Genomic DNA, 24,905 nt, shown 5'->3' on the forward strand with positions numbered 1-24,905 from the left:
TCCAAATTCTGACGTAGCCCCGCTCATCGAGACATTGGCCGGTGCTGACGGCCTCGCGGGTTCAGGATGAGATCAACAGCCCAGACCTGGACTAAGGATGCATGATGACTGCTTCGGTGCTCGACAAGACCATGGAGCTCGCTGACCAGCTTCGCGAGCAGGCCGTGGAAGCCGAGAAGATCGGCAAGCTCACCGATCAGACCGTCAAGGCGATGAAAGAAGCCGGCCATATCCGGCTGCTTCAGCCGGCCAAGTACGGCGGATTGGAAGTGCACCCGCGGGAGTTCGCCGAGACCGTGATGGCGATTGCCTCGCTCGACCCGGCGGCCGGTTGGATCAACGGCGTCGTCGGCGTGCACCCCTATCAGCTGGCCTATGCCGACCCGCGGGTCGCCGAGGAGATCTGGGCCGACGACGTCGACACCTGGGTGGCCTCGCCCTACGCCCCGCAGGGCATCGCCCGGCCGGTCGACGGCGGCTACATCTTCAACGGGCGCTGGCAGTTCAGCTCCGGAACCGACCACTGCGACTGGATCTTCCTGGGCGCCATCAAGAGCGACGCCGACGGCAAGGTGCAGATGCCGCCGCAGATGCTGCACATGATCCTGCCGCGCAAGGACTACACCATCGTCGAGGACTCCTGGGACGTGGTGGGTTTGCGCGGCACCGGTTCCAAGGACGTCATCGTCAAGGATGCCTTCGTGCCCGAGTACCGGGTGATGGACGCGTTCAAGGTGATGGACGGCACCGCCCAGCGTGAAGCCGGGATGACCGACACCCTGTACCTGATGCCGTGGTCGACGATGTTCCCGCTGGGCATCTCCTCGGCCACCATCGGCATCTGCGAAGGCGCGCTCGCCGCTCACCTGGACTACCAGCGTGAGCGGGTCAGCGCCGCAGGCACCGCCATCAAGGACGACCCTTACGTGATGTACGCAATCGGTGAGGCCGCCGCCGACATCAACGCCGCCCGCCAGGAGATCCTGGCCAACGTGGACCGGATCTACGACATGGTGGACTCCGGCAAGGAGGTCTCGTTCGAGGACCGCGCCGCCGGGCGGCGCACCCAGGTGCGCGCGGTGTGGCGTGCGGTCAGCGCCGTCGATGAGATCTTCGCCCGCTCCGGCGGCAACGCGATGCGGATGGACAAGCCGCTGCAGCGGTACTGGCGCGACGCCCACACCGGAATGGCCCACGCCATCCACGTGCCGGGCACCGTGTATCACGCGTCGGCCCTGAGCTCCTTCGGTGTCGATCCGCAGGGCCCGCTGCGGGCGATGATCTGACCGGAACGCAACCGTGAGCCTGCTGAAGAGCCTCGGCTACGTCACGATCCATACTGCTGACATCGATCGGTGGCGCCAATTCGCCTTCGGCGTACTGGGATTCGCCGAAGGAAAGGGACCCGATCCGTCCGCGCTGTACCTGCGCATGGACGAACGGGCGGCGCGGATCATCGTGGTGCCCGGCGACGGAGATCGGATCGCGACGGTGGGCTGGGAGGTCCGCGACCACGCTGCCCTGGACCAGGTGAAAGATGTGCTCGACCGCGCCGGGGTCGCCTATACCCAGCTGTCGCAGTCCGAGGCCGACGACCGCCGAGTCGAGGAGGTCGTGGCGTTCGACGACCCGGCGGGAACCCACCTGGAGGTCTTCCACGGCGCGGTGCTGGATCACAGCCCGGTGGTCACCCCGTTCGGTGCGCGATTCGTCACCGGCGACCAAGGATTGGGCCACGTCGTGCTGCCGGCACTCGACGCGCCCGGCTTGTTCGATTTCTACACCCAGGTCCTGGGTTTTGTGTCCCGCGGTGCATACCGGGTTCCGCTGCCCAAAGAGTTCGGCCCGATCCGGATCCGCTTCCTCGGGATCAACGAACGCCATCACAGCTTGGCGATCGCCCCGGCGATGCACCAGCGCGATCCAGGCCTGATCCACATGATGGTGGAGGTGGACAGCCTCGACACGGTTGGCGAGGCGTTGGACCGCATCGCCGCGCAGGAGTTCCAGCTGTCGTCCACACTCGGTCGGCACACCAACGACAAGATGGTGTCGTTCTACGTCCGCGCCCCCGGCGACTGGGATATCGAGTTCGGCACCGGCGGCCTGCGGATTGACGAAAACCATTACACCGCTGAGGAAATCACAGCGGACAGCTATTGGGGTCACAAGTGGGTCGGCGACCTGCCCGCCGCCATGCGGCCCTGACATGACCGACGTCCGCCCCGTTCCGGCCACTTCGGTGACCACCTGGGACCACGAGGCCGACGTGGTGGTCGCCGGTTACGGTGTCGCCGGCGCGGCTGCGGCGGTCGAGGCTGCCGGCGCAGGCGCCGATGTGCTGGTCCTCGAGCGAGCGGGCGCCTGGGGTGGAGCTGCGGCGTTGGCCGGCGGGTTCATCTACCTGGGCGGGGGTACCGGGCTCCAAAAAGCCTGCGGCTTCGATGATTCCGCCGAGAACATGGCGGCGTTCCTGGATGCCGCGATGGGCCCGGGCGCCGACCGCGAGCGCATCGCCGATTACGCCGAGGGCAGCGTCGCCCACTTCGACTGGCTGGTGGCGTGCGGGGTGCCGTTCAAGCCGGAGTTCTTCGGTGAACCCGGATGGGAACCGCTGGGCGACCAGGGGCTGATGTACAGCGGTGGCGAGGACGCCTATCCGTTCAACACCGTCGCCGATCCCGCGCCGCGCGGACATGTCCCGCAGATGCAGAACAAGAAGCAGGGCCAGGCCAGTGCCGGCTTCATGTTGATGAAGCCCTTGGTGCAGAAAGCGACCGACTTGGGCGTCCGGGCACTCTACGACGTCCGCGTGCAGTCCCTTGTGGTCGAATCCGACGGCCGCGTCACCGGGATCACCGCACGCCAGTACGGGACCGAGGTCACCATCCGGGCCCGGCGTGGCGTGGTTTTGGGCACCGGCAGCTTCGCCTACAACGAGTCCATGATGGACCGTTTCACACCCCGGATCGCCGGTCGGCCGGTGTCAGCGGTGGAACAACATGACGGTCAAGGCATCCGGATGGCGCAGGCGCTCGGCGCTGACCTGGCACATGTCGACGCCACCGAAGTTGCGTTCCTGGTCGATCCGCAGCAGTTGGTGCGCGGCATTCTGGTCAATTCGCGCGGGCAGCGCTACGTCGCCGAAGACACCTATCCCGGCCGCGCCGGTCAGCTCACGCTCTATCACCAGGACGACACGGCGTATCTCATCCTCGACGGGGACGCCCACGACGAGGCCGTGGCATCACAGACGCCGAAACTGATTCTGCGCAAGCCGAAGTGGGTGTGTGAAACCGTCGCCGAGCTCGAGGCCGAAATCGGGTTGCCGTTCGGCAGCCTGCAGGACACGGTGGCGCGTTACAACGCTGCCGCCGCCCGCGGTGAGGATCCGCTGCTGCACAAGAAGGCGCGCTGGCTGCGTCCGATCGGCAGCCCGGTCGGCGCTCTCGATCTGCGACACGCCACCGGCGGGTTCCCGTTGGGCGGACTGCGGACCAACCTCGATGCGCAGGTGCTGCATGTCAGTGGTGAGCCGATCCCCGGCCTCTACGCGGCCGGTCGCTGCACCGCCGGCCTGGCGGCATGGGGTTACGCCAGCGGCATCTCGTTGGGAGACGGCAGTTTCTACGGCCGCCGGGCCGGACGCTCCGCCGCGCGGGCTTAGTCCTTCTCGTCGTCCCGCGGCAACAATCGCTCCGGGTGGTGATAGTCATTGGTGCCGCCGCGTAGCGGCACACCGGGCGGTGGGATCCATTCGGTGTGGGCGTCGGGACGCTGCCGGGTGGTCCAGCCCTCGTTCTCGACAACGAGGTTGTCGCATTTACACGCCAGGGTCATGTCGTCGATGTCGGTGTTGCCGCCGTGTTTCCAGTCCTTGGCGGCATGGTGGACCTGGCTGTTGTAACCGTTGACCGTGCAGCCGGGCGCGGTGCAGCCACGATATTTGGCCAACAACATGATTCGCTGATCGGCCGATGCCAACCTCTTGCTGCGCCCCAACCAGAGCGACTTGCCCGTGACTCCGTCGAACACCGCCAGATAGTTGTACGACGGCGCAGCCGCTCTTATGAGGTCCGTGATGGGGATCAGTGTCCCGCCGGCGGTGACGGCGTGCCCCGCGGCTGCTTGCAGCTCCTGCAGGGTGGTCGTCACGATCATGGTGACCGGAAGTCCGTTGTGCCGGCCCAGTTTCGGATCGCCGAGACTGCTGCGGACCACATCGGCCAACGCGTCGTGCTGGCGCTGGGCATGACTGCGCACATCATCGGGCTCCGGCGCGGCGGTCTTCGCGAACAACGCGTCCAGGTGCGCCCGCAGCAGTGGATCGGCGATCAGCTTCCCGACGCTCATCCCGTCCGGTCGCTGGCCCCCGCACCATTGGAAGCCGCGCTTGCGCGCCCGGTCCTCCTCGGAGTACTTGCCGTCGGGGTTGAGGTGTACGGCCAACCGGTCCGCGACCTTCTCCAGCTGATCGGGGCGCATCGTCCGGGCGTGCTGCGCCAAGGCCCGTTCGGCGTCATCCACCTCGACCGGGCTGACGTGATCGGGCAGATCACGGAAGAACTTCTGGATGACCCGCACATGCTCGCCGTCCAATTCGCCGGCCGCCCAGGCCCTGCCGGTCTCCGGCAGTAGTGCCGCCAGTGGCTCACCGGTCAGCGTGGTGCGCGAGGTCAGCTGTTCGGCGTCACGGAGTCGGCGCTTGGCAGCCGTCCGGCTGATCCGAAGCACGTCAGCCAACACGATCGGAATCGGCGGGCAACCCTCTTAGCGCTCCAGGTGGGTGATCTGCTGATGGGATACCGCCCGCTGGCGGCGCACCGCACGTTCCAGACGTTCTATCGCCGCGAACCGCTGGGGTGCGGGCAGCTCCTCGATATCAGCGGCACCGAGCATCTCGACCGCGGCATCGAGCGCATCCAGCGCCGCCGTGATCGAAACCATCTTCGAATTCTACGTCGGATCACCGACAGATCCGCTGCGCCCGACCGACCCTGTGGATGAACACAGATCTGTGGAAATCCCCTGGGCTACAGCCGTTTACGAGGTGCGGACATCGTCTTGGCATCCAGCCCGCCGAGCGAGTCCTGACCCACCTCCACGTTGTGCGCATGCGCGAAGTGGTGCAGCCCGAACACGGCGTCCATGCCGTTACGCAGTCCCATCTGGTCTTCGCACTGATTGACCGCTCGCTTGGCCAGCGCGAGACCGAATCTCGGCATCGTCGCGATGCGCCCGGCGATCTCGAAGGTCGCTTCCCGAAGTTCGGCTTTCGGCACGACTCGACTGACCATCCCGACTTCGTAGGCGCGTTGCGCACCGAACTTGTCTCCGGTGAACAGCATCTCTTTGGCGAACCGGGACCCCAGAATCCAGGGGTGCGCGAAGTATTCGACCCCTGGAATGCCCATTCGCACCACAGGATCACTGAAGAAGGCATCCTCGGAAGCGACGATCAGGTCGCAGACCCAGGCCAACATGAGCCCGCCGGCAATGCATGCGCCGTGCACCATCGCGATGGTGGGTTTCGGAATCTCGCGCCACCGCCGGCACATACCCAGATAAACCTCGATCTCACGGGCATAGCGCATGTCGCCGCCCTCTTTGTCGACGTGATCCCACCAGAGCGCGGCCTTGTTCTCGTAGGACACGTGGTGGTCGCGGTCCGGGGTGCCGATGTCGTGGCCCGCGCTGAAATGGTCACCGTTGCCCGCCAAGACGATGACGCGGACATCGTCGTCGGAGACCGCACGCTGAAACGCCGCGTCGAGGGCATAGGTCATGACCGAATTCTGCGCGTTGCGGTACCGCGGTCGGTTCATCGTGACCAGCGCCGTCCCGCCGACGACTTCATAGGTCACCACGTCGCTGTCGACTGCAGTCATCTCAGATCCTCCGCCCATTCCATGTGTGTCACCAATGTGCGCCACGATCGAACGCCAGTCACACAACATGTGCCATTGACTGGGAATCGACCAGGTCACACCTGGGCGAACGCGGGTCGCCGCTACGACCGTCGGGATCGCACCCGCCTGAACGCAAACATTCGGTACAGATACCTCGGTATCCCGGCGTTCGGAACCCGCCGCGGCCAGTGTGTGGCGCGGAAGTACGCGTCCGATCCCCCGTCAACGAAGATAACGCTGCCGCAGAGGAAGTCAGCGGCGTCGGAAACCATGAACCGCATCCACTCACCGAGGTGGTGGGGCTTGCCGAAACCTCCGATGGGCACTGGGAACGATGTGACGGCCCTGGCCTCGCGCTGGGTAGCGAGCTGCTCACCGAGCAACGGCGTATCCACAGCACCCGGCGCGATGGCATTCAACCGTATCCCGGCGCCGGACCATTCCTGCTGCACCGCAGTCAGGCGCACCCAGCGCATCAGCGCGATCTTCGATGCGCCGTAGGCCATCGCTGGTGCCGCCGATCGAAACATCCGTACAGCGCGCACCGCGGCGTCGACGTCACCGCGTAACAACGCGCGCACCGCACGGCCGGGAACCATCGGCATGGTGGTCACCGAATTGCTGCCCACCACAACGACCTTCGCGGAGTCGGCAGCGGCCAGTGCGGACCGCCACGCCTCGAGCAGCTCGACGACACCCAGATAGTTGACCGACATGATGGTCGGCACGTTCTGCGCTCCGGGCCGAGGACCGACTCCCGCGGCCAAGACTGCACCGTCGAGCCCCCCATTCGCCAATGCGAGCACCGCGCCGGCGGCACGTGAGCGTCCCTCGGCGGTCGAGAGATCGGCGATCACCTCGGTGTCGCGGAGGTCCACGCCGATCACATGGTGGCCATCAGCTCTCAAGAGGTCGGCTGCGGCCTTTCCCATTCCGGACGCCGCACCGGTCACGACATAGACTTGCTGCTTGGACACCTGTTTCACCACACTCATCGTTGAGTCGCGCCCGCGTCCACCGGCAGGCTGGCCGAGGTGACGTAACGCGCCTCGTCCGATGCCAGGAAGAGACTGGCGTTGGCGACGTCCACCGCTTCGACCCACGGCACCGGCAGCATGTTCATCCGGGTGGCTGACTCGGCGAACTCATCCCTGGTCGGCGGCCGGCTCAAGTCGGGTCGAAACGCACGTCGTACGACGTCGTTCTGAATCATCGGTGTATCGACGTTGGTCGGATGCACACAATTGATCCGGATCCCATGTGGCGCGACATCGATTGCGAGGCTGCGCATCAACCCGACCACACCGTGCTTGGCGGCCGTGTAGTGCGCGACGCCGACCAAGCCGCGCAGCCCGGCGATCGAGCTGACCAGCACCACGGAGCCGCCGCCACCATGGATCAGATGGGGTATGGCAGCAGTACAGGTGTTCCACACCCCGGTGAGGTTGACGTCCAGCATCGTCCGCCACATCGATTCCGTCATGTCGACGGCGAATGCACGGGACGTGATTCCGGCTGTCGCACAGACGATATCGAGCCCGCCGAAATGGTCTGCACCTCGATCGGCTGCCGCGCGCAGCGCGTTCACGTCGCGGACGTCGACGACGTCGGTCACAATGCGGCCACCACGCTCTTCGACCAACCGCGCCGTCTCGTCGAGGTCCTCCGGCGTGCTCGGCGGCACCTGCACGGAGTCGACCGGCCCGCAGATGTCAACGCCCACAATTGCCGCACCCTCATCGGCGAAACGGACCGCCTGGGCACGGCCGATGCCTCGTGCCGCCCCGGTGATGAACGCGGTCTTCCCCGCCAGCCGCCCGGTCATGTCGTCTTCTGGGTCAGGCCCGCGTCAACGACCAGTTGGGTTCCGGTGATGTAACGGGCGTGGTTCGATGCGAGAAACACGACGGCATTGGCCACGTCGACGGACTCAACCCACGGCACCGGAAGCAGGTTGCGCGCGGTGAGAACCTCGGCAGCGTCGGCTTCGGTGGGATTGTCGAGATCGGGCCGCAGCCGCTTATAGGTTGCCGCGTTGCGCACCATGGGTGTGGCGACCGCGCCGGGGTGCACGGTATTGACCCGAATACTGCGCGGACCCAGCTCATTGGCGAGTGTGCGGGCCAGTCCGACGACGGCATGTTTACTGGCGGTGTAGTGCGCGGTACCGGCGGTGCCTCGTAAACCATTGGTGGAGCTGATGATCACGACCGAACCACCGTCAGAACCGATGTGCGGAACGCCGGCACGGACCGTGTGCCACACGCCGGTCAGATTCACGTCGATGGTGCGCTGCCAGTCTTCCGGAGTGATCTGCCACGCGGGGCCGCCGGGAGAATGGATACCGGCGTTGGCGACGACGACGTCGAGGCGGCCAAGTTTCCCAACGCCCGCATCGACCGCGGCGGTGACTGCGGCGAGATCGGCGACGTCCGCTGTTCCGGCCACCGCACGCCGGCCCCGCTGTTCGACCCGGTGCGCGGTTTCGCGGAGGTCGTCCGCCGCACCGATGTGGTCGACCATGATGATGTCAGCACCCTCGTCGGCGAACCGCTCACACTGCACCCGACCGGTGCCGCGACCCGCACCGGTGACCAGCACGACCTTGTCTGCCAGATCGGACACTCACTGCGCCTTGAGCAGGTCGAAGCCCTTGTATCCAGCGGCGGCCACCTCATTGCAGATGTCCAGGTAGGTCCCGAATCCACCGATGAACAGCATGAATTGGCGGGGCTTACCCGGCACGTTTGCGCCCATGTACCAGGAGTTGGCTCTGGTGAACAGCGTCGCCTCAGCGCGCTGCGCACACTCCGCAATCCAGTTGTCGACAGCCTCGGTGGTCGGCTCGATGGCGTCGTAGCCGCAGTCATCGAGGTACTCGATGGCGTCGGCGATCCAATTCACGTGGGCCTCTGCGTGAAGGACCATGTTCGCCAAGACCGCGGGAGCACCCGGCCCGGACACCAGGAACAAATTGGGGAACCCGTCGGTGCCCAATCCGAGGTAGGTGCGCGGTCCGTTCCCCCAATCGTCGACCAACCGCCGGCCACCGCGGCCGACAATGTCGATCTTCGCGAGTGTGCCGGTCATGGCGTCGAATCCGGTCGCCAGGACCAACGCGTCGATTTCGAAGTGCGCGTCGGAGGTGGCGATGCCGGTCTCGTCGATCGACTCGATTGGAGTCTTCTTCACGCTGACCAGAGTGACGTTGGGCCGGTTGAAGGTCTGGAAGTAGTTGGAGTCGGTGCAGATTCGCTTCGTGCCGATCGGATGGTCGTTCGGAATCAGAAGCTCGGCGAGCTCGGGATCGTCGATCACCGACCGGATCTTCTCTTCGTAGAACTTGCGCGCTTCCTCGTTGGCCTCCAGGGAAACCATCTGGTCGGTGAAGGTCTTCGAGAACAGCACACCGCCGAGCTCCCAACGCTTTTCAAACGCGGCACGCCGTTCCTCGGGGGTCGCCTCCATCGTCAGCTTGGGGTGCGCGACGTGCGGTGAGCCACCGCCGCTGCGCCACGACATCCGTCGTCGTTCGGCATAGTTGGCCTTGGTGTCGGCGACTTCTTCGGCCGTCAACGGCCGGTTCCCCGCGGGGACGCTGTAGTTCGGCGTGCGCTGGAAGACGTACAGCTGCTGAGCTTGTTCGGCGATGATCGGAATGGATTGGACGCCGGAGGATCCGGTGCCGATGACAGCTACCCGTTTACCGGTGAAGTCGACGCCTTCGTGCGGCCAGTGCGCCGTGTGGTACACCTCGCCGCCGAAGGTATCCAAACCTCTGAAGCCAGGTGTCATGGCTGCGGACAGCGGACCGGTGGCCATCACGACGAATCGGGCGTTGACCTTCTCCTCGGTGTCGGTGCTCACGGTCCAGCGCAACGTCTGTTCGTCGAGCACGGCGCCCGTCACACGGGTGTTGAAGGTGATATCGCGACGCAGATCGAGCTTGTCGGCAACCCAATTGATATAGGCCAGGATCTCGGACTGGGTGGCGTATTTCTCGGTCCATGTCCATTCCTGCTGCAGCTCATCGGAAAACGAGTAGCAGTAGTCCACACTCTCGACGTCACACCGTGCGCCGGGGTAACGGTTGAAGTACCAGGTGCCGCCCACGTCAGGTGCCCCCTCGAACACCCGGACGGACAGGCCCTGCGAGCGGAACTTGTGCAGGGCATACAGGCCAGCGAACCCGGCCCCGACCACAACGACATCCACGGAGGTCTTCGACTCACTGCTCACGCGCCGAACGGTAAGCGGTTCTGAGGCTCCGGCACGAGGTCTCTCCCGGTCACCGGACGCCGAGACGGCACCTGTCGGGCATCGCGCCGCAGAATCGATCCCATGTCCAACGTCGACAACGGCAGTGAAGTGGTCACCCCGGGACGGGGTGTGATGGTATCGGTAGCCGATGTCATACCGGAGGGCTCCGACGCGATGTCACTGGTGTTCGCCATTCCCGACGACCACCGTGACCGGTTCGGCTATCGGCCCGGACAGTTCCTGACGCTTCGGGTACCCAGCCGACAAACCGGTTCGGTGGCGCGGTGCTATTCGCTGGCGAGCTCGCCGCACACCGATTCCGCACCCAAGGTCACCGTGAAACGGACCGCCGACGGGTACGCATCGAACTGGCTGTGCGACAACATATCTCCCGGCGACGCCATCGAGGTGCTACCGCCTTCGGGGGCGTTCACTCCGGCCGACCTCGATGAAGACTTCCTGCTGTGGGCGGCTGGCAGCGGTATCACGCCCGTCATATCGATTCTGAAATCCGTTCTGGCAGCTGGTACGGGCAGAGTTGTGCTGTGCTATGCGAACCGCGATGAACGCTCGGTGATTTTCGCCGAAGAGTTGCGCGAACTGGCCGCGCGGTACGCCGGGAGGCTGACGGTGCTGCACTGGCTGGAATCCGTGCAAGGTCTCCCCACTCGCGCGCAGATGAGTGGGTTCACCCACACGGTTCTGGCGGGTTCTGCGACGGTGCAGTCGTTCATCTGTGGGCCTGCGCCGTTCATGGCAATGATCAAAGACGCTCTCGCCGAGGCGGGCATGGCACGCGAACGGGTCCATCTCGAGATCTTTCAATCCCTGTCGGGTGACCCTTTCACCGACGATATCGCTGCGACACAGACCGGTCCCGACGATGGCGACGCTGTCAGGGTGCTCCTCGACCTGAACGGCGAGAGCCACCGGCTGCGGTGGCCGCGACGAGCGACGCTGGTGGACACCATGATCGCTGCCGGCGTCGACGTGCCCTACTCATGCAAGGAGGGCCGCTGCGGGTCGTGCGCGGCGACCGTGGTGCGCGGTGAGGTGGACATGGCCACCTGCGACATTCTCGAGCCAGAGGATCTGGCCGACGGCGTGATCCTGGCCTGCCAAGCCCGACCGGTCTCCGATGACCTGCACATCGAGTTCTGAGCCCGCCGACAACAGCTTTCCGCTGACCGGGAACCGTTGCCGCAATCCCCGCACCACCGGTACACCATCGACGGCACCCAGCGACGATAGGACCAGATGATGACTGAGCGGGTAATCGACCGGGTGCGCCAGATCGCCGAGGAACTGCGCGGCCAGGGCACCGAGGGCGAGAAGGTCGGCAAGCTCACTGACGAGACCGTGAAGCTGATGAAGTCGGCGGGAAACATCCGCCTGCTTCAGCCGAAGATTCATGGCGGGCTGGAAGTTCATCCGCGCGAATTCGCCGAGACGGTCATGGCCACTGCCGCACTCGACCCGTCCGCGGGCTGGATCAACGGCGTGGTCGGCGTGCACCCCTATCAGCTGGCCTATGCCGACCCGCGGGTCGCCGAGGAGATCTGGGCCGACGACGTCGACACCTGGGTGGCCTCGCCCTATGCCCCGCAGGGAGTGGCGACCCCGGTCGACGGTGGCTACATGTTCACCGGCAGATGGCAATTCAGCTCCGGAACCGACCACTGCGACTGGATCTTCCTCGGCGCGATGCTCGGCGACGCCGACGGCAAGCCGCTGATGCCCCCGCAAATGCTGCACATGATCCTGCCGCGCAAGGACTACACCATCGTCGAGGACTCCTGGAACGTCGTCGGCCTGCGCGGCACCGGCTCCAAGGACGTCATCGTCAAGGACGCCTTCGTGCCGTCCTACCGCACGATGGACGCGATGAAGGTCATGGACGGCACCGCCCAGCGTGACGCCGGCATGACCGAGACCCTGTACCTGATGCCGTGGTCGACGATGTTCCCGCTGGGCATCTCCTCAGCCACCATCGGTATCGCCGAGGGCGCATTGGCGGCTGCGCTGGACTATCAGCGGGAGCGGGTGAACGCCAGCGGTGTGGCGATCAAGGACGACCCCTACGTCATGTACGCCATCGGGGAGGCGGCCGCCGATATCAACGCCGCCCGGCAGGAATTGCTCGCCAACGCCGACCGCATCTACGACATGGTCGACGCGGGCAAGGAGGTCTCATTCGAGGACCGGGCGGCGGGTCGACGGACCCAGGTTCGCGCGGTGTGGCGCGCGGTGTCAGCGGTCGACGAGATCTTCGCGCGCTGCGGCGGCAATGCCGCACGGATGGACAAGCCACTGCAACGGTATTGGCGTGATGTGCACGTCGGCCAGGCGCACGCGATCCACGTTCCAGGAACGGTCTACCACGCCTCCGCATTGAGCTCGCTCGGTGTGGATCCGCAGGGACCGCTCCGGGCGATGATCTGAGGCGGAGAAACATGAGTCTCATCAAAGGGCTGGGCTACGTCACCGTGGCCGCATCCGATATCGAGCGCTGGCGACATTTCGCGTTCGGCGTCCTCGGCTTTGCCGAGGGCAAGGGTTCCGATGCCTCAGCGCTGTACCTGCGGATGGACGAACGGTCCGCCCGCATCATCGTCGTGCCCGGTGATGTCGATAAGATCGTCACAGTCGGATGGGAGGTGCGCGACCACGCCGACCTGGAGCGGGTCAAGACCTCGCTCGATTCCGCCGGGGTCCCGTTCAAGCAACTGTCTCTGGAGGAAGCAGACAGCAGGCGCGTCGAGGAAGCGATCACCTTCGAAGATCCCGCCGGAACCTCGCTGGAGGTCTTCCACGGCGCGGTCCTCGACCACTCCCCCGTCGTGACCCCGTTCGGCGCCCGGTTTGTCACCGGCAATCAGGGACTGGGCCACGTCGTGCTGCCGGCCCTCGACGTCGACGGAGCGTTCGCGTTCTACACCGACGTCCTGGGGTTCACGTCCCGCGGCGCATTCCGGGTCCCCGCGCCACCCGAATTCGGACCGATCCGGGTGCGGTTCATGGGTGTCAACCAACGTCACCACAGTCTGGCGATCTGCCCCGCGCAGACGGTTCGCGATCCCGGGCTCATCCACCTGATGGTCGAAGTCGACTCGCTCGACGCGGTGGGTCAGGCGCTGGATCGGGTCAACGCCGAGGGCTTTGCACTATCGTCGACCCTGGGTCGGCACACCAACGACAAGATGGTGTCGTTCTATGTGCGCGCGCCCGGCGATTGGGACATCGAATTCGGCACCGAAGGGATGCGAGTCGACGAAATGTACTACACCGCAGAGGAAATCACCGCCGACAGCTACTGGGGGCATCAATGGGTGTCCGACCTTCCGGCGGCCATGCGTCCATGACGGTCGACGATGACGTCAGTCCGGTCCCCGCATCGTCGATCGACCATTGGGATCACGAGGCCGATGTGGTCATCGTCGGCTACGGCATCGCCGGTGCGGCCGCTGCGGTGGAATCGGCGCGTGGCGGTGCCGACGTGCTGGTGCTCGAACGCACCGGGTCGTGGGGTGGCGCCGCGGCGATGGCCGGTGGGTTCATCTACCTCGGCGGCGGCACGCCGATCCAGAAGGCGTGTGGTTTCGAGGATTCGCCTCAGAACATGGCGGCATTTCTCAACGTGGCGATGGGGCCGGGGGCCGATGAAGCCCGCATCGCGGACTACTGCGACGGCAGCCTGGAGCACTTCGACTGGCTGACGGACTGCGGTGTGCCGTTCAAGCCGGAGTTCTGGGGTGAGCCCGGGTGGGAGCCGCCCGGCGATCAGGGGCTGATGTTCACCGGCGGGGAGAACGCCTACCCGTTCAACACGATCGCCGAACCCGCACCGCGCGGCCATATCCCGCAGATGACCGGCAAAGTCGCCGGCGAGAAGAGCGGCGGTTTCATGTTGATGAAGCCGCTGGTCGAAACCGCCACCGCGCTCGGCGTACGAGCGGTGTACGACGTGCGGGCGCAGACGCTGATCGTCGAATCCGACGGCCGGGTGGCAGGAGTGCTCGCGCGCCAATACGGCGAGACGGTGCGGGTGCGGGCCCGGCGCGGGGTCATGCTGGCGGCCGGCAGCTTCGCCTACAGCGAGTCGATGGTCAAGCAGTTCGCACCGGCGATCGCGGGACGCCCCGCCGCATCCATCGAACAACACGACGGCCGCGCGATCCGGATGGCGCAGGCACTCGGCGCGGACCTGGCACACATGGACGCCACCGAGGTGGCGTTTCTCATCGATCCGCAGCAGACCGTGCGCGGCGTTCTCGTCAACGGCCTCGGTCAGCGCTACGTCCCCGAGGACATGTACTCCGGCCGGATCGGGCAGTTGACGCTGTACCGGCAGGAGGACACCGCCTACCTGATCATCGACGGCGACGCACAAGAGGACGCGATGGCGGCGACATCGGCCACCCCGTTCCTCAAGCGGCCCGCGACGTGGGTATGCGAAACGGTCGCCGAGCTGGAGGCCGAGATCGGGCTCCCGGTCGGGTCCCTGCAGGCGACGATCGGCGCCTACAACGAGGCGGCCGCGCGCGGCGAGGATCCGTTGCTGCACAAGAAGCCGGAGTGGATCAAGCCGGTCGGTGTCCCGGTCGGAGCTATCGACCTGCGGGCCAGCTGCGGCGGTTTCACGCTCGGCGGCCTGATGACCTCATTGGACGGCGAAGTGCTGCACGTCAGCGGCAACCCGATCCCCGGCCTGTTCGCGGCAGGCCGCTGCACCGCGGGCCTGGCGGCATGGGGCTACGCGAGTGGCGTATCCCTCGGTGACGGCAGCTTTTACGGCCGTCGAGCCGGTCGCGCCGTAGCCAAGGCCTGACGACCGCGCCGCCGGTCTGAGGCTGGGACGCTCTCTTCTCGAACGCGATGCCACCGGCGATATCACGTTCTGGAAGAGCCACACACCGCACGGCGTTCCTCCCCCACACCCCGCTACGCCATCACCGATCTGTCCGCGTGTTCGTGTGACAGCGCACACAGCGCTGTGCTACAACTATATGACTATTAGTTATATGCCTGGTTGGCATGCCGCTGAGACTGGGAGGCCCTCATGACACTGACTGTCGAGAAGTCGGGCGAGACACCGAGCGCCGTCATTGACCGGATTTCGCTGGTCCTGGACTCTTTCGACGGTCCGGGCCGACTGACGCTCGCGCAGATCGTCCGTCGAACCGGCCTCCCGCGGTCCTCGGCGCACCGCATGCTCGAGCGCCTCGTCGCATTGCGCTGGCTGCGCCGCGACGGCCGCGACTACGAGCTCGGGATGCGGCTGGTCGAGCTGGGATCATTGGCACTGCATCAAGACCGCATCCATCGGGCCGCCATCCCATTGCTGCGGGACCTGCACCGGGCAACGGGGCTGGTCGTGCACCTGGCGGTCCTGGACGGCTCCGACGTGGTGTACCTGGAGAAGATCGGTGAGCAACTGGGAGCGGCGATCCCCACTCGTGTCGGCGGTCGTCAGCCGGCCCACTGCACCGCGATCGGCAAAGCGATCCTCGCCGACAACCACATCACGGAAGTCGACCTGACCGACCGCAAGACCCGGTTCTCGATCGCGACAGCTCCCCAACTGGTTGCCGAGTTGGCCAAGATCCGCGCGCACGGGGTGGCGTTCGAACGCGAGGAATCGCTGCCCGGCTTCGGCTGTGTGGCGGCCCCCATCGGCCCGGCCGGTCACGCGGTGGCAGCGGTCTCGGTGTGCGGACCGATGAATCGGATGGCCTTCGACAACCGACTGGTGGCACCGGTGAGAATGACTGCGATGGGTATCTGGCGTAGCGCCGAGGACGGTGCCGACCGTGTCGCGCCGACACTGCAGTCCCTGCGCCCGCTGCGCGTCGGCCCCGCTCCCCGACCCATGGGACGGGATTCGGCATCGCTGCAGCCCGCGTGACACTCGACCCCCAGATCGCCGGCCTGATCGACACGCTCGACTCCGGGTTCCCGCCGGTGCACACGATGACGGGAGCGCAGGTGCGCGCCGCGATCCGCGCCCGTTTTGTGCCGAACCCGAATCCCGAACCGGTGTCGCACGTCGTCGATCGCCAGATCGAGGTCGCGGGCGGCAGCGTAGGTGTCCGGATCTACCGGCCCGAGTCCGATCAGCCACTGCCGATACTCGTGTATGCCCACGGTGGCGGGTTCGTGTTCTGCGACCTCGACAGCCACGACGGCTTATGCCGCAACCTCGCCAATTCCACTCCGGCCGTGGTGGTCTCGGTCGAGTATCGGCTAGCACCCGAGCACCGATGGCCCACCGCTGCCGAAGACGTCTTCGCCGCCACCCGGTGGGCAGCCTCGCATGCGGCCGAACTCGGCGGCGATCCCGGCCGGATCGCGGTGGGCGGGGACAGCGCAGGCGGAAACCTTGCGGCAGTCACCGCGGTGATGGCCCGAGATCGTGACTCCGTGGCCATCGCCGCGCAGTTGCTGCTGTATCCCGTGATCGCCGCCGACTTCGACACCGAGTCCTACCGGCGTTACGGCCGCGGCTACTACAACCCGCGGCCGGCGCTGCAGTGGTATTGGGATCAATACGTGCCCGCGGTCGAGGATCGGCAACATCCCTACGCCTCACCGCTGCAGGCGGATCTGACCGGGCTGCCGCCCGCCGTCGTGGTGGTGGCCGGGCATGACCCCCTGCGCGATGAGGGCAACGCGTACGCGGACGCCCTGACCGCCGCCGGGGTTCCGACCACCCGATGCTCCTACGACGGCGGCATCCACGGTTTCATGACGATGCCGATGCTCGACCTCGCGCACCAAGCCCGTCGGGACGCGGCCCGATCGTTAGGTGAACTGCTCCGACGCTGACGGCACTGCTGCACCGTATCGTTGCACCGGGTCGAGCACGCAGTGCGTCCGGCCGAAGACCGTCACCATACATTTGTTGTTGTGGTTGCATCGGCTTCGCGAAGCGGGTTGCGACATCATCGAATTGACGCGGTCAGGTTCACGCAGCAGCGCCCGGCCCATCGCGAAGAAGTCAAACCCCTCGGCCAGGCCGGTCTCCAGGTGTTCGCGCTCGGTGATGCCACCCAGCAGGATGAGCTTGGTATTGCGCATGAGCGGTACGAATTGCCGCGCAGCATCGAGCATGTACAGGTCCTGGTACGGATACACACCCATCGTCCGCTTGCCGAACAACCGAACAGCCGGACGCAGCGCGGGGGGCATGACCCCGGCGAACTCCTTGACCGGCACATCTCCCCGGAACAGGTACATCGGCTTGTACACCGACGAGCCCTGGGTCAGTTCCAACGCATCCAGGGTGGCATCCGAGTCGAGTAGCTGTGCGGTCCGTAATGCCTCATCGATCCAAATGCTGCCGGGCAGACCGTCGTCCATGTCCAGTTTGGCGATCACTGCGATCTGATCGCCCGTCACCTCACGGACGTGCTGGGCGATCTCGCGGACCAGCCGCGAACGATTGTCGATGTTGCCGCCGTAGGAATCTTTCCGTCGATTGATGAGTGGACTGAGAAAGGAGCTCGGCAGATACAGATGGCCGAAATGCAGTTCGACCGCGTCGAATCCGGCATCGATCGCCACCTGTGCGGCGAGACCGAATTGCTTGGTGACGGTGCGGATTTCCTCGACGGTGATGGCGCGGCAATACGCCATGGACGTCGGATTGACGAATCGGCTGGGGGCCACCGCCGTGACGCCGGTGAGCTTTCGCGGCGCCACGACCCCGGCGTGTCCGAGTTGCGCCGATATCGCTGCCCCGGCTCCGTGTACGGCGTCGGTGAGTCTGCGCAGACCCGGAAGCGCCGCCGTGCTCATCACGATCTGACCCGGCGCGCTGGCGCCCTGGGGCGACACGCAACAGTAGGCGACTGTCGTCATGCCGACACCGCCCTCGGCGAAGGTCAGGTGGAACGCGATCAGGTCGTCGGTGACCTCACCGGATGGCGAGCGTCCCTCGGAGGTCGCGGCCTTGATCACTCGGTTGCGCAGGGTCACCGGTCCAAGGCGCGCCGGGCTGAACACTTCGCTCATCGCATCACGATCGCGCCGCCACCACGTGCGGTCAACAGTGGTTTCCCGTTGGCCGGGAGCCGTTGCCGAACACCGCGGCCACGGACCGTAGCGTCGCGACCATGGCCGAGGTGTTCATCGTCGACCGCGTGGTCACCGCCCCGGGTTGCGCACAGACTTTCATCGACTCCTACCTGTCCGGCTACGCGCCCGGCGCCCGGGAGCGCGGCATGGAGTTACACGATGTCTTGGTCAGCCCGCCGATCCTGTTCGACGACCGCCCCAACGTCGTAACGATCACCTGGTCGGTGCCCAGCCCGCAAGCCTGGTGGCAGATGACCTGGCAGGCTCGGCCCGATCCGACGGTCGCCCGCTGGTGGGAAGGTGTCTGCGAGCTCGTGGTCGAGCGCAGCCGCACCGTCGCGGCGCGCAGCCAGGATATCGATCGCACCGAGTCCTCGGCCCCGATGGCCGATTGGCGCGATGGAAGCCCGACGGTGGGTGTCACCCGGTTGCTGGATGTTGCCGAACATGAACGCCCACGGGTACTGAGTGCCTTGCGTCAGGCAGCCGACGCCGGCGGGCCGCTGCGGGCACTGGTCGAACCGACGGAAGCGGGGTCACGCAACGGTGGCGACATCCTGGTGCATCTCCGGTTTCCGGACCTGAATGCTTGGGCTCGAAGCGATTTCGATGATGCCCTTCGCGATCCGGCAATCACCAACGTCAACGGCGTGACATATCGGGGAACTCCCCTGCATCGAGGTGCCGGCACGGTGTACCGAGCGTTGTTGCTGCGGGTACCCCCCGAAGTTCCCGCGGACCAGGTCGGCGCATTCGAGCGAGAACTGGCGATGATGCCCACATACGTATCGACGATCCGGGCATGGCAACTGAGCCGAGTCGATGAGGCGATCGGGACCACGGGCTGGACTCACGTCTTCGAGCAGGAGTTCACCGATGTCGACGGATTGATGGGGCCCTATTTGATGCACCCCGTCCACTGGGCCGTGGTGGATCGTTGGTTCGATCCGGAAACGACCGACATGATCGTCCGAGACCGGGTGTGTCACAGCTTTTGCCGAACCGACGGCCCCGTACTGAGCTGAGGCCCGGCAGCTTGTCAGATCCCGGCGGGGGCGATATTCGGGTTCGCAGTCGCCGGTGGCTCCAGTGGCGGCAACAAGGTGAGCCCGTCCAGCGAATGGACCGGAAGACGTTGCGACCACGGGTAATGCAAGCTGAAGGCCACCAGACCCGTTCGCTGCTCGGCTGGTAGGTGGCACATCGCCAAGACGGTCTCGGCCAGGTATTCGACGGGCTCGGTGGGGAAACTGTCCGGAATCAGCGACGCCGCACCGGGCGTGCGCACCGCCGTGGACGGCCCGACACAATTCACCGCGATATTGGCGTCGAGCAATTCGGCCGCGACGCCTTGGGTGAATCGGTGTAACGCCGCCTTGCAGGACGCGTAGATCACGTCGCCCGCGGTCTTGTTGTAGTCGCGGTACGGCCGTACCGGTGCCACTCCGGTAACCGAGCCGATGTTCACGATCCACCCTGCCCCCTGTCGACGCATATGGGGCACAGCGGCTTTCGTCAACACGAACGGTGTTCTCAGGTAGTGCTCGACGGTCCGGTCGAACGTCTCCAGGGACATGTCTTCGACCACTGAATAGTCGGCGAACCCCGCGTTGTTGACCACGATGTCGATGCCGCCGGTGCGGTCCACCACCGCATCCACCAGCCCGTCACGCGCTGCGGAGTCTTCCAGGTCGGCGGCGAGACCGAAGGCTTTCCCGCCCGCGTCTTCGATGAGTGCGAGTGTCTCCTCGATGGTGCCGGGTAGGGCCTCGGTGTGCCCGGACCGCAGCGAGGGTGACGGTGTGTAGGCCCGGGCGGTGACCGCGACGGTCGCGCCTTCGGCGGCAAGGCGCTGGGCGATCGCCCGCCCGATCCCACGACTGCTTCCGGTCACCAACGCCGTCTTGCCCGCAAGGATCTGACTCATTGCAGGACGAAATCCTCTTCGACGGGGGCGCGGTGCTGCTGCCACAAGTCGACCAGCCGATACGGGGTTGCGACGACGACGCGACCCGATTCCGACCGGTAGTACGTGTGGGCGTTCGGGGTGTGGCACCACACGGTGCGTTGCATCGCCTGGTCGATACCGGCGACGTACTCTTCGAACGCTTTCTCGGTCACCTCGATCGTCGTCGCGCCGCGTAAAGCCATGAGCTGCAGGCACTCCAGGATGTAGTGAGCGAGAACCTCCATGGAGAAGTTGGCACCCGCTCCGTGCCCTGGGCTGTAGTTGGGGGCCGAGGTGATGAACAGATTCGGGAATCCCGGAACGGTTCCGCCCCGGTAGGCACGCGGACTGTCGCCCCACTCCCCCGCCAACGTCTTGCCGCCGCGGCCGCGGATATCGACAGTGGACAAGAAGTCGAGATGGTAGCCGGTGGCATAGATGATGACGTCGAGGTCGATCTGGCGGCCGTCGGCCGTCACGATCCCGTCGGCGTTCACTTCGGCGGGTTCGCTGGCTTCGACGTCGACATGCTCGCGAGTCAGCGCGGCGTAATAGCCACCGGGGTCGCGAATGATGCGCTTGCCATAGGGCGCGAAGTCTGGCGTGACCTTGCCGGCCAATTCCGTTCCGGCCCCGAACATGCGCTCGATGTAGTCCTGACACATCTGCAGCAACACGTCGTTGGCCGGCGAGATCGACAGGTGCGTCTGCGACCACTCGGGATCTTGCAGGATGATCGGATAGTTGTTGTCTGCTGTGCCCCAGTACGACTTGAGCCGGTGCCACATGGCATAGAACGGCAGCACCCGGCCCAGATAGCGCCGGTGCTCGGGCACCTCATCGGAGAGGCGCTTGCGGGGTGCCACCCAGTGCGGCTGCCGTTGAAACACGGTGAGGTGCTCGACCTCGTCGACACAGGCGTCGACGATCTGTACGGCAGTGCACCCAGCCCCGATCACCGCCACCCTCTTACCGGTGAGGTCGAGTGTCGGGTCCCATAGCGCTGAGTGAATGCTGGTTCCGGAGAATGTTTCTCGCCCTTTGAGGTCCGGGAAGCGGGGCCGGTTGAGGTACCCGGCCGCGGTGACGACGACGCTGGCATAGTCGACACTTCGGACACCGTCGGCGGCGCGTGAGTGGATCTGCCACTGTTGCCGTTGCTCGTCCCACCACAACGCTTCCACCTCGGTACCGAACCGGATGTGGCGGCGCAGCTCGTGTTTGTCGGCCAGGGCCACCAGATAATCCTGGTATTCGGCACCTTCCGGGTAGTAGTTGGACCAGTCCGGGTTCACTTCCCGCGACAGCGAGTAGTACGCCGACGGCGTGTCCACGCCGATGCCCGGGTAGGTCGTGGTCAGCCAGGTGCCACCGACCTCATTGTTGCGGTCGTAGATCTGGAAGTGCACGCCCTCTTCGGCCGCCGCGAGTGCGACCGCGATACCGGCGATGCCGGCACCGATGATCGCCATCGTCGTTGTCGAGGGAATCGGCGTGGTGCGGGGCAGCGTGGGTTGCGAGGGCCGAAAACCGCCTTGCTCGAGGAGCAGATCCACCTGCTCGTCGTCGACATCGCTGCCCAACGCGATCGGCAACAGGGCGGCGAACAGCGCACGATCGTCCGCGGCGATCGCGCCGACCGGCCGGGGCCGACCGAGCGCGGTGATGATCTCGTCGGCCAGCGCGTCCGCGGTGGCCGGATCGGTGGTTCCCGCCCGCTCCGGCGGGTCCGGGACGTGGTCGATCTTGCCGGCGTACCGGTCCACGACCGATGGGTCACCCGTCATCTGGGCGAGCACCGCAACCAGAACGCCGGGGTCTGCCTGACGCAGATGCGCGCGCAGGACCGCCGGATCCGGTGCGCTGTCTGCCGATGACGACGATTCAGTGGTAGCGGTCATGCCTCGAGTATCGAACGGAGTCGTCCCCGTCCATGCCCGCGTGTCTACTGAGCGGGAGACGAACCACCATTTCCGCGGTCGACCTGCCTACCCTGCGGCTCATGCACTCTGAGGACCTCGCCGCGGTCATCGCCCGTGCCCGCAGCCACAGCCTGGGCGATATCCCGCGTCGTTCGGCACGCAAGCAGCCGGACAAGACCGCCATCATCGATGGTGACGTGGTGCTCAGCTTCGCGGAGTTCGACCACCTGGTGGACCGAGCCGCCGCAGCCTTGCACGACAACGGATTGCGACCCGGCGATCGGGTTGCGCTGTTGGCGCGCAACTGTTGGCAGTACGCAGTACTGGCGTTCGCCACCGCGCGGGCCGGCGTGGTTCTCGTACCGATCAACTTCATGCTCACCGCCGAAGAGATCGCCTACATCCTCGGGCACAGCAAGGCCACCGCGTTCGTCGTCGAGACCGACCTGGTGCCCGTCGCCGAGCAGGCGATGGCGATCAGCCCGACGGTGACCACAAAGGTTGCGCTGACACCCGACAGACAGTCCCCGCCTGCCGGTTGGCCGGACTTCGCCGACTGGCTGACCACGACCAGCCCGGCACCCGATGTCCGCATCGACGACGACCAACTGCTGCGCGTGATGTACACCAGCGGCACCGAGTCACGCCCCAAAGGCGTCATGCACAGCAGCCGCAGCCTGATGTGGCAGTACATCAGCACCATCGTGGCGGGCTCCATGTCCGGCGACGACGTCGAAGTCCACTCCCTGCCGCTGTATCACTGTGCCCAGTTGGACAATTTCCTGGCCACCGACATCTATCTGGGTGCCACCAGCATCATCGTGCCTCGACCGGATCCCGAGCTGGTGTTACGCGCCATCGAGCGCTACGGCGTCACCAATTACTTCGCGCCGCCCACTGTCTGGATCAGTCTGTTGCGCAGCCCGGTGTTCGACGAGGTCGACCTGTCGAGTTTGCGCAAAGGCTATTACGGAGCCTCGGCGATGCCCACCGAGATCCTGTACGAGATGAGACAGCGGCTACCCAACCTCCGATTGTGGAACTTCTACGGCCAGACCGAGATGGCTCCGCTGGCCTCCGCGTTGGGACCCGACGAGCAGGATGCCCATGCCGGGGCAGCGGGACGGCCGGTCGTCAATGTCGAAACCGCCATCCTCGACGAGGCGGACAACCCCGTCGCGGCCGGAACCGTGGGCGAAATCGCCCACCGCAGCCCACATTTGATGCTCGGCTACCTCGATGCCGAGGAAACCACAGCCCAAGCGTTCTCCGGCGGCTGGTTCCACTCTGGGGATCTGGGTTTCTACGACGAGCACGGTCTCCTCCACGTCGTGGACCGCAAGAAAGACATGATCAAGACCGGGGGCGAGAACGTCGCCAGCCGTGAGGTCGAAGAAGTTCTCTACCGGCACAGCGGGATCGAAGAAGCGGCCGTGTTCGGCATCCCGCACCCGGTCTGGGTGGAGGCCGTGGTGGCCGCGGTGGTCGCTCGCGCCGGAGCCGATCCGTCGGAAGCCGAGATTCTGAGTCACTGTCGCGACCACCTCGCCGGGTTCAAGACCCCCAAGCAGGTGTTCTTCGTCGACTCCCTGCCGAAGAACCCGAGCGGCAAACTACTCAAACGCGATCTGCGCCAGCGGTTCAGCGTCGATCACTCCGAAATCGAAAGGGATTCCCCCCGTGTATGAGGGCCGCATCGCGCGCTTTGACGAACCCGGCAAGCCGTTCGAAATCCAGACCGTCAGCCTCCCTGAGGTAGGCCCGGGAGAGATCCTGGTCCGAGTTCTCCGCGCGAACATCTGTGGGTCCGACGTCCACGCCTGGCACGGCACGTTCGCGACGCGAGGGCTCGGCGGCCAGCTGCCGACGGTTCTCGGGCATGAAATGGTCGGCGCTGTCGCCGCACTGGGCTCGGGGGTCTCGGCCGATTCCAACGGCAAACCACTGGGTGAGGGCGCCCGGGTGGTGTTCCCCTACTTCTTCTGCTGTCACACCTGCCGGAATTGCCTGGCCGGCCGACGCAACGCGTGCCTGAACTTGAAGATGGCCATGCTGGGCCGGGCTGACGAGCCGCCCTATTTCGTCGGCGGCTACGGTGACTACTATCTGCTGCTGGCCGGCGCGGTTGTCTACTCTGTGCCCGACAGCGTGGGTGACGATATCGCCGCGGGCGCGAATTGCGCTCTGTCGCAGGTGATGTATGGACTGGAACGCGTCGACATGCAGCTCGGCGAACACGTCGTGGTCCAAGGCGCAGGAGCCTTGGGACTCTATGCGATCGCCGTGGCCAAAGCGCGCGGCGCCGCAAACGTCATCGCCATCGACGGAGTATCCGAGCGACTCGAACTCGCAACAGCGTTCGGCGCCGACACCGTGCTCGACCTCAACGAGATCAGCACTCCAAAAGATCGCGCGAAAGCGGTGCGTGGGTTGACCGGCGGCCACGGCGCCGACGTGGTGGTCGAAGTCGTGGGACACCCGTCGGCCATCGAGGAGGGTCTGCAGATGCTCGGACAGTTCGGCCGCTATGTCGAGATAGGCAACATCAACGTCGGCCGGACTTTCGCTTTCGATCCGTCGCGCTTCGTGTTCTCCAACAAGACCATGGTCGGCGTCTCGCTGTATGACCCGGCAGTGCTGTCCCGCGCCTTGACATTCCTCGACCGCCATCAGCACTCGCTGCCATTCGAGCGACTCGCCGCGGCCTCCTACCCGCTCGACGACATCAACGATGCGTTCGCCGCTGCCGACGGCAAGCGGGACATCCGGGCCAGCTTGATCCCCTGACCA

At 65.7% G+C, this 24,905-nt stretch carries 20 protein-coding genes and 1 pseudogene; 12 read left to right on the top strand and 9 right to left on the bottom strand.

Annotated elements, in window-relative coordinates; genetic code table 11:
* Positions 1–104: 104 nt before the first annotated feature.
* From AB4879_RS25885 to AB4879_RS25895, 3 genes are read left to right on the top strand one after another with little or no spacing between them, the layout of a single operon-like run.
* Positions 105–1,286 carry an acyl-CoA dehydrogenase family protein gene (locus AB4879_RS25885; RefSeq protein WP_102809219.1) on the top strand — a complete coding sequence of 394 codons (1,182 nt, stop codon included), beginning with the start codon at positions 105–107 and terminating at the stop codon, positions 1,284–1,286.
* A 13-nt stretch (positions 1,287–1,299) separates the two neighbouring features.
* Entirely contained in the window at positions 1,300–2,208 is a 909-nt protein-coding gene (gene bphC, locus AB4879_RS25890) for a biphenyl-2,3-diol 1,2-dioxygenase (RefSeq protein ID WP_370509853.1), read from the top strand.
* Between the two features lies 1 nt (position 2,209).
* Entirely contained in the window at positions 2,210–3,667 is a 1,458-nt protein-coding gene (locus AB4879_RS25895; RefSeq protein ID WP_370509854.1) for an FAD-dependent oxidoreductase, read from the top strand.
* On the opposite strand, the pseudogene AB4879_RS25900 reads toward AB4879_RS25895, so the two are convergent.
* The 6 genes and pseudogenes from AB4879_RS25900 to AB4879_RS25925 form a co-directional block, all read right to left on the bottom strand.
* A pseudogene (locus tag AB4879_RS25900) lies at positions 3,664–4,947 on the bottom strand (HNH endonuclease signature motif containing protein). The gene AB4879_RS25895 and the pseudogene AB4879_RS25900 overlap by 4 nt on opposite strands.
* A gap of 86 nt (positions 4,948–5,033) precedes the next feature.
* Positions 5,034–5,888 carry an enoyl-CoA hydratase gene (locus tag AB4879_RS25905; RefSeq protein ID WP_370509855.1) on the bottom strand — a complete coding sequence of 285 codons (855 nt, stop codon included), beginning with the start codon at positions 5,886–5,888 and terminating at the stop codon, positions 5,034–5,036.
* A 122-nt stretch (positions 5,889–6,010) separates the two neighbouring features.
* The gene (locus AB4879_RS25910; RefSeq protein ID WP_370509856.1) at positions 6,011–6,904 is read right to left on the bottom strand and encodes an SDR family oxidoreductase; all 894 of its coding nucleotides are present in this window, start codon (positions 6,902–6,904) and stop codon (positions 6,011–6,013) included.
* Positions 6,901–7,734, bottom strand: a complete 834-nt coding sequence (locus AB4879_RS25915) for a mycofactocin-coupled SDR family oxidoreductase (protein WP_370509857.1) — start codon at positions 7,732–7,734, stop codon at positions 6,901–6,903. Before AB4879_RS25915 ends, AB4879_RS25910 begins: the two co-directional genes overlap by 4 nt.
* Positions 7,731–8,534, bottom strand: coding sequence for a mycofactocin-coupled SDR family oxidoreductase (locus AB4879_RS25920; protein ID WP_370509858.1), 804 nt, complete (start codon positions 8,532–8,534; stop codon positions 7,731–7,733). The genes AB4879_RS25915 and AB4879_RS25920 overlap by 4 nt, the downstream gene beginning before the upstream one ends.
* Positions 8,535–10,148, bottom strand: coding sequence for a flavin-containing monooxygenase (locus AB4879_RS25925; RefSeq protein WP_370509859.1), 1,614 nt, complete (start codon positions 10,146–10,148; stop codon positions 8,535–8,537).
* A 102-nt stretch (positions 10,149–10,250) separates the two neighbouring features.
* Here AB4879_RS25925 and AB4879_RS25930 point away from each other — a divergent pair, with 102 nt between their 5' ends.
* From AB4879_RS25930 to AB4879_RS25955, 6 genes are all read left to right on the top strand, one after another.
* On the top strand, positions 10,251–11,330 hold the full coding sequence (locus AB4879_RS25930; RefSeq protein ID WP_370509860.1) for a 2Fe-2S iron-sulfur cluster-binding protein: 1,080 nt from the start codon (positions 10,251–10,253) through the stop codon (positions 11,328–11,330).
* 99 nt (positions 11,331–11,429) lie between these two features.
* Positions 11,430–12,611 (top strand): acyl-CoA dehydrogenase family protein, encoded by a 1,182-nt coding sequence (locus AB4879_RS25935; RefSeq protein ID WP_370509861.1) that lies wholly within the window; start codon positions 11,430–11,432, stop codon positions 12,609–12,611.
* A gap of 11 nt (positions 12,612–12,622) precedes the next feature.
* A complete protein-coding gene (gene bphC, locus AB4879_RS25940) occupies positions 12,623–13,531 on the top strand; it encodes a biphenyl-2,3-diol 1,2-dioxygenase (RefSeq protein WP_370509862.1) in 909 nt (302 codons plus the stop codon).
* Positions 13,528–14,997: an FAD-dependent oxidoreductase gene (locus AB4879_RS25945; RefSeq protein WP_370509863.1), complete on the top strand. Its 1,470-nt coding sequence runs from the start codon at positions 13,528–13,530 to the stop codon at positions 14,995–14,997. The genes bphC (AB4879_RS25940) and AB4879_RS25945 overlap by 4 nt, the downstream gene beginning before the upstream one ends.
* A 231-nt stretch (positions 14,998–15,228) precedes the next feature.
* Positions 15,229–16,074, top strand: coding sequence for an IclR family transcriptional regulator (locus AB4879_RS25950; protein ID WP_370509864.1), 846 nt, complete (start codon positions 15,229–15,231; stop codon positions 16,072–16,074).
* Entirely contained in the window at positions 16,071–16,994 is a 924-nt protein-coding gene (locus AB4879_RS25955; protein WP_370509865.1) for an alpha/beta hydrolase, read from the top strand. Before AB4879_RS25950 ends, AB4879_RS25955 begins: the two co-directional genes overlap by 4 nt.
* On the opposite strand, the gene AB4879_RS25960 is transcribed toward AB4879_RS25955, so the two are convergent.
* Entirely contained in the window at positions 16,971–18,182 is a 1,212-nt protein-coding gene (locus AB4879_RS25960; protein ID WP_370509866.1) for an NADH:flavin oxidoreductase, read from the bottom strand. The two genes, AB4879_RS25955 and AB4879_RS25960, sit on opposite strands and share 24 nt — an antisense overlap.
* Positions 18,183–18,628: 446 nt before the next feature.
* Here AB4879_RS25960 and AB4879_RS25965 point away from each other — a divergent pair, with 446 nt between their 5' ends.
* On the top strand, positions 18,629–19,270 hold the full coding sequence (locus AB4879_RS25965; protein ID WP_370509911.1) for a Dabb family protein: 642 nt from the start codon (positions 18,629–18,631) through the stop codon (positions 19,268–19,270).
* Positions 19,271–19,284: 14 nt separating this feature from the next.
* Here AB4879_RS25965 and AB4879_RS25970 read toward each other — a convergent pair whose 3' ends face one another.
* Both AB4879_RS25970 and AB4879_RS25975 read right to left on the bottom strand, forming a co-directional pair.
* Complete coding sequence (locus tag AB4879_RS25970; protein ID WP_370509867.1) at positions 19,285–20,172, bottom strand: SDR family NAD(P)-dependent oxidoreductase; 888 nt, start codon at positions 20,170–20,172, stop codon at positions 19,285–19,287.
* Positions 20,169–22,094: a flavin-containing monooxygenase gene (locus AB4879_RS25975; RefSeq protein ID WP_370509868.1), complete on the bottom strand. Its 1,926-nt coding sequence runs from the start codon at positions 22,092–22,094 to the stop codon at positions 20,169–20,171. Before AB4879_RS25975 ends, AB4879_RS25970 begins: the two co-directional genes overlap by 4 nt.
* 101 nt (positions 22,095–22,195) lie before the next feature.
* Between AB4879_RS25975 and AB4879_RS25980 the strand changes: the two genes are divergently transcribed.
* Positions 22,196–23,803 carry an acyl-CoA synthetase gene (locus AB4879_RS25980; protein WP_370509869.1) on the top strand — a complete coding sequence of 536 codons (1,608 nt, stop codon included), beginning with the start codon at positions 22,196–22,198 and terminating at the stop codon, positions 23,801–23,803.
* Positions 23,796–24,902: a zinc-binding dehydrogenase gene (locus tag AB4879_RS25985; RefSeq protein ID WP_370509870.1), complete on the top strand. Its 1,107-nt coding sequence runs from the start codon at positions 23,796–23,798 to the stop codon at positions 24,900–24,902. The genes AB4879_RS25980 and AB4879_RS25985 overlap by 8 nt, the downstream gene beginning before the upstream one ends.
* Positions 24,903–24,905 lie beyond the last annotated feature (3 nt).

Source organism: Mycobacterium sp. SA01, from assembly GCF_041287105.1.
Taxonomy (GTDB): domain Bacteria; phylum Actinomycetota; class Actinomycetes; order Mycobacteriales; family Mycobacteriaceae; genus Mycobacterium.

What these genes read in the sequence shown, in the direction of transcription:
- AB4879_RS25885 (WP_102809219.1), top strand. Translation starts at nt 105, where the DNA reads ATGACTGCTTCGGTGCTCGACAAGACCATGGAGCTCGCTGACCAGCTT.
- AB4879_RS25910 (WP_370509856.1), bottom strand. Translation starts at nt 6,904, where the DNA reads ATGAGTGTGGTGAAACAGGTGTCCAAGCAGCAAGTCTATGTCGTGACC.
- AB4879_RS25970 (WP_370509867.1), bottom strand. Translation starts at nt 20,172, where the DNA reads ATGAGTCAGATCCTTGCGGGCAAGACGGCGTTGGTGACCGGAAGCAGT.
- AB4879_RS25915 (WP_370509857.1), bottom strand. Translation starts at nt 7,734, where the DNA reads ATGACCGGGCGGCTGGCGGGGAAGACCGCGTTCATCACCGGGGCGGCA.
- AB4879_RS25950 (WP_370509864.1), top strand. Translation starts at nt 15,229, where the DNA reads ATGACACTGACTGTCGAGAAGTCGGGCGAGACACCGAGCGCCGTCATT.
- AB4879_RS25935 (WP_370509861.1), top strand. Translation starts at nt 11,430, where the DNA reads ATGACTGAGCGGGTAATCGACCGGGTGCGCCAGATCGCCGAGGAACTG.
- AB4879_RS25945 (WP_370509863.1), top strand. Translation starts at nt 13,528, where the DNA reads ATGACGGTCGACGATGACGTCAGTCCGGTCCCCGCATCGTCGATCGAC.
- AB4879_RS25895 (WP_370509854.1), top strand. Translation starts at nt 2,210, where the DNA reads ATGACCGACGTCCGCCCCGTTCCGGCCACTTCGGTGACCACCTGGGAC.
- AB4879_RS25905 (WP_370509855.1), bottom strand. Translation starts at nt 5,888, where the DNA reads ATGACTGCAGTCGACAGCGACGTGGTGACCTATGAAGTCGTCGGCGGG.
- AB4879_RS25960 (WP_370509866.1), bottom strand. Translation starts at nt 18,182, where the DNA reads ATGAGCGAAGTGTTCAGCCCGGCGCGCCTTGGACCGGTGACCCTGCGC.
- AB4879_RS25965 (WP_370509911.1), top strand. Translation starts at nt 18,629, where the DNA reads ATGGCCGATTGGCGCGATGGAAGCCCGACGGTGGGTGTCACCCGGTTG.
- AB4879_RS25975 (WP_370509868.1), bottom strand. Translation starts at nt 22,094, where the DNA reads ATGACCGCTACCACTGAATCGTCGTCATCGGCAGACAGCGCACCGGAT.
- AB4879_RS25980 (WP_370509869.1), top strand. Translation starts at nt 22,196, where the DNA reads ATGCACTCTGAGGACCTCGCCGCGGTCATCGCCCGTGCCCGCAGCCAC.
- AB4879_RS25930 (WP_370509860.1), top strand. Translation starts at nt 10,251, where the DNA reads ATGTCCAACGTCGACAACGGCAGTGAAGTGGTCACCCCGGGACGGGGT.
- bphC (WP_370509862.1), top strand. Translation starts at nt 12,623, where the DNA reads ATGAGTCTCATCAAAGGGCTGGGCTACGTCACCGTGGCCGCATCCGAT.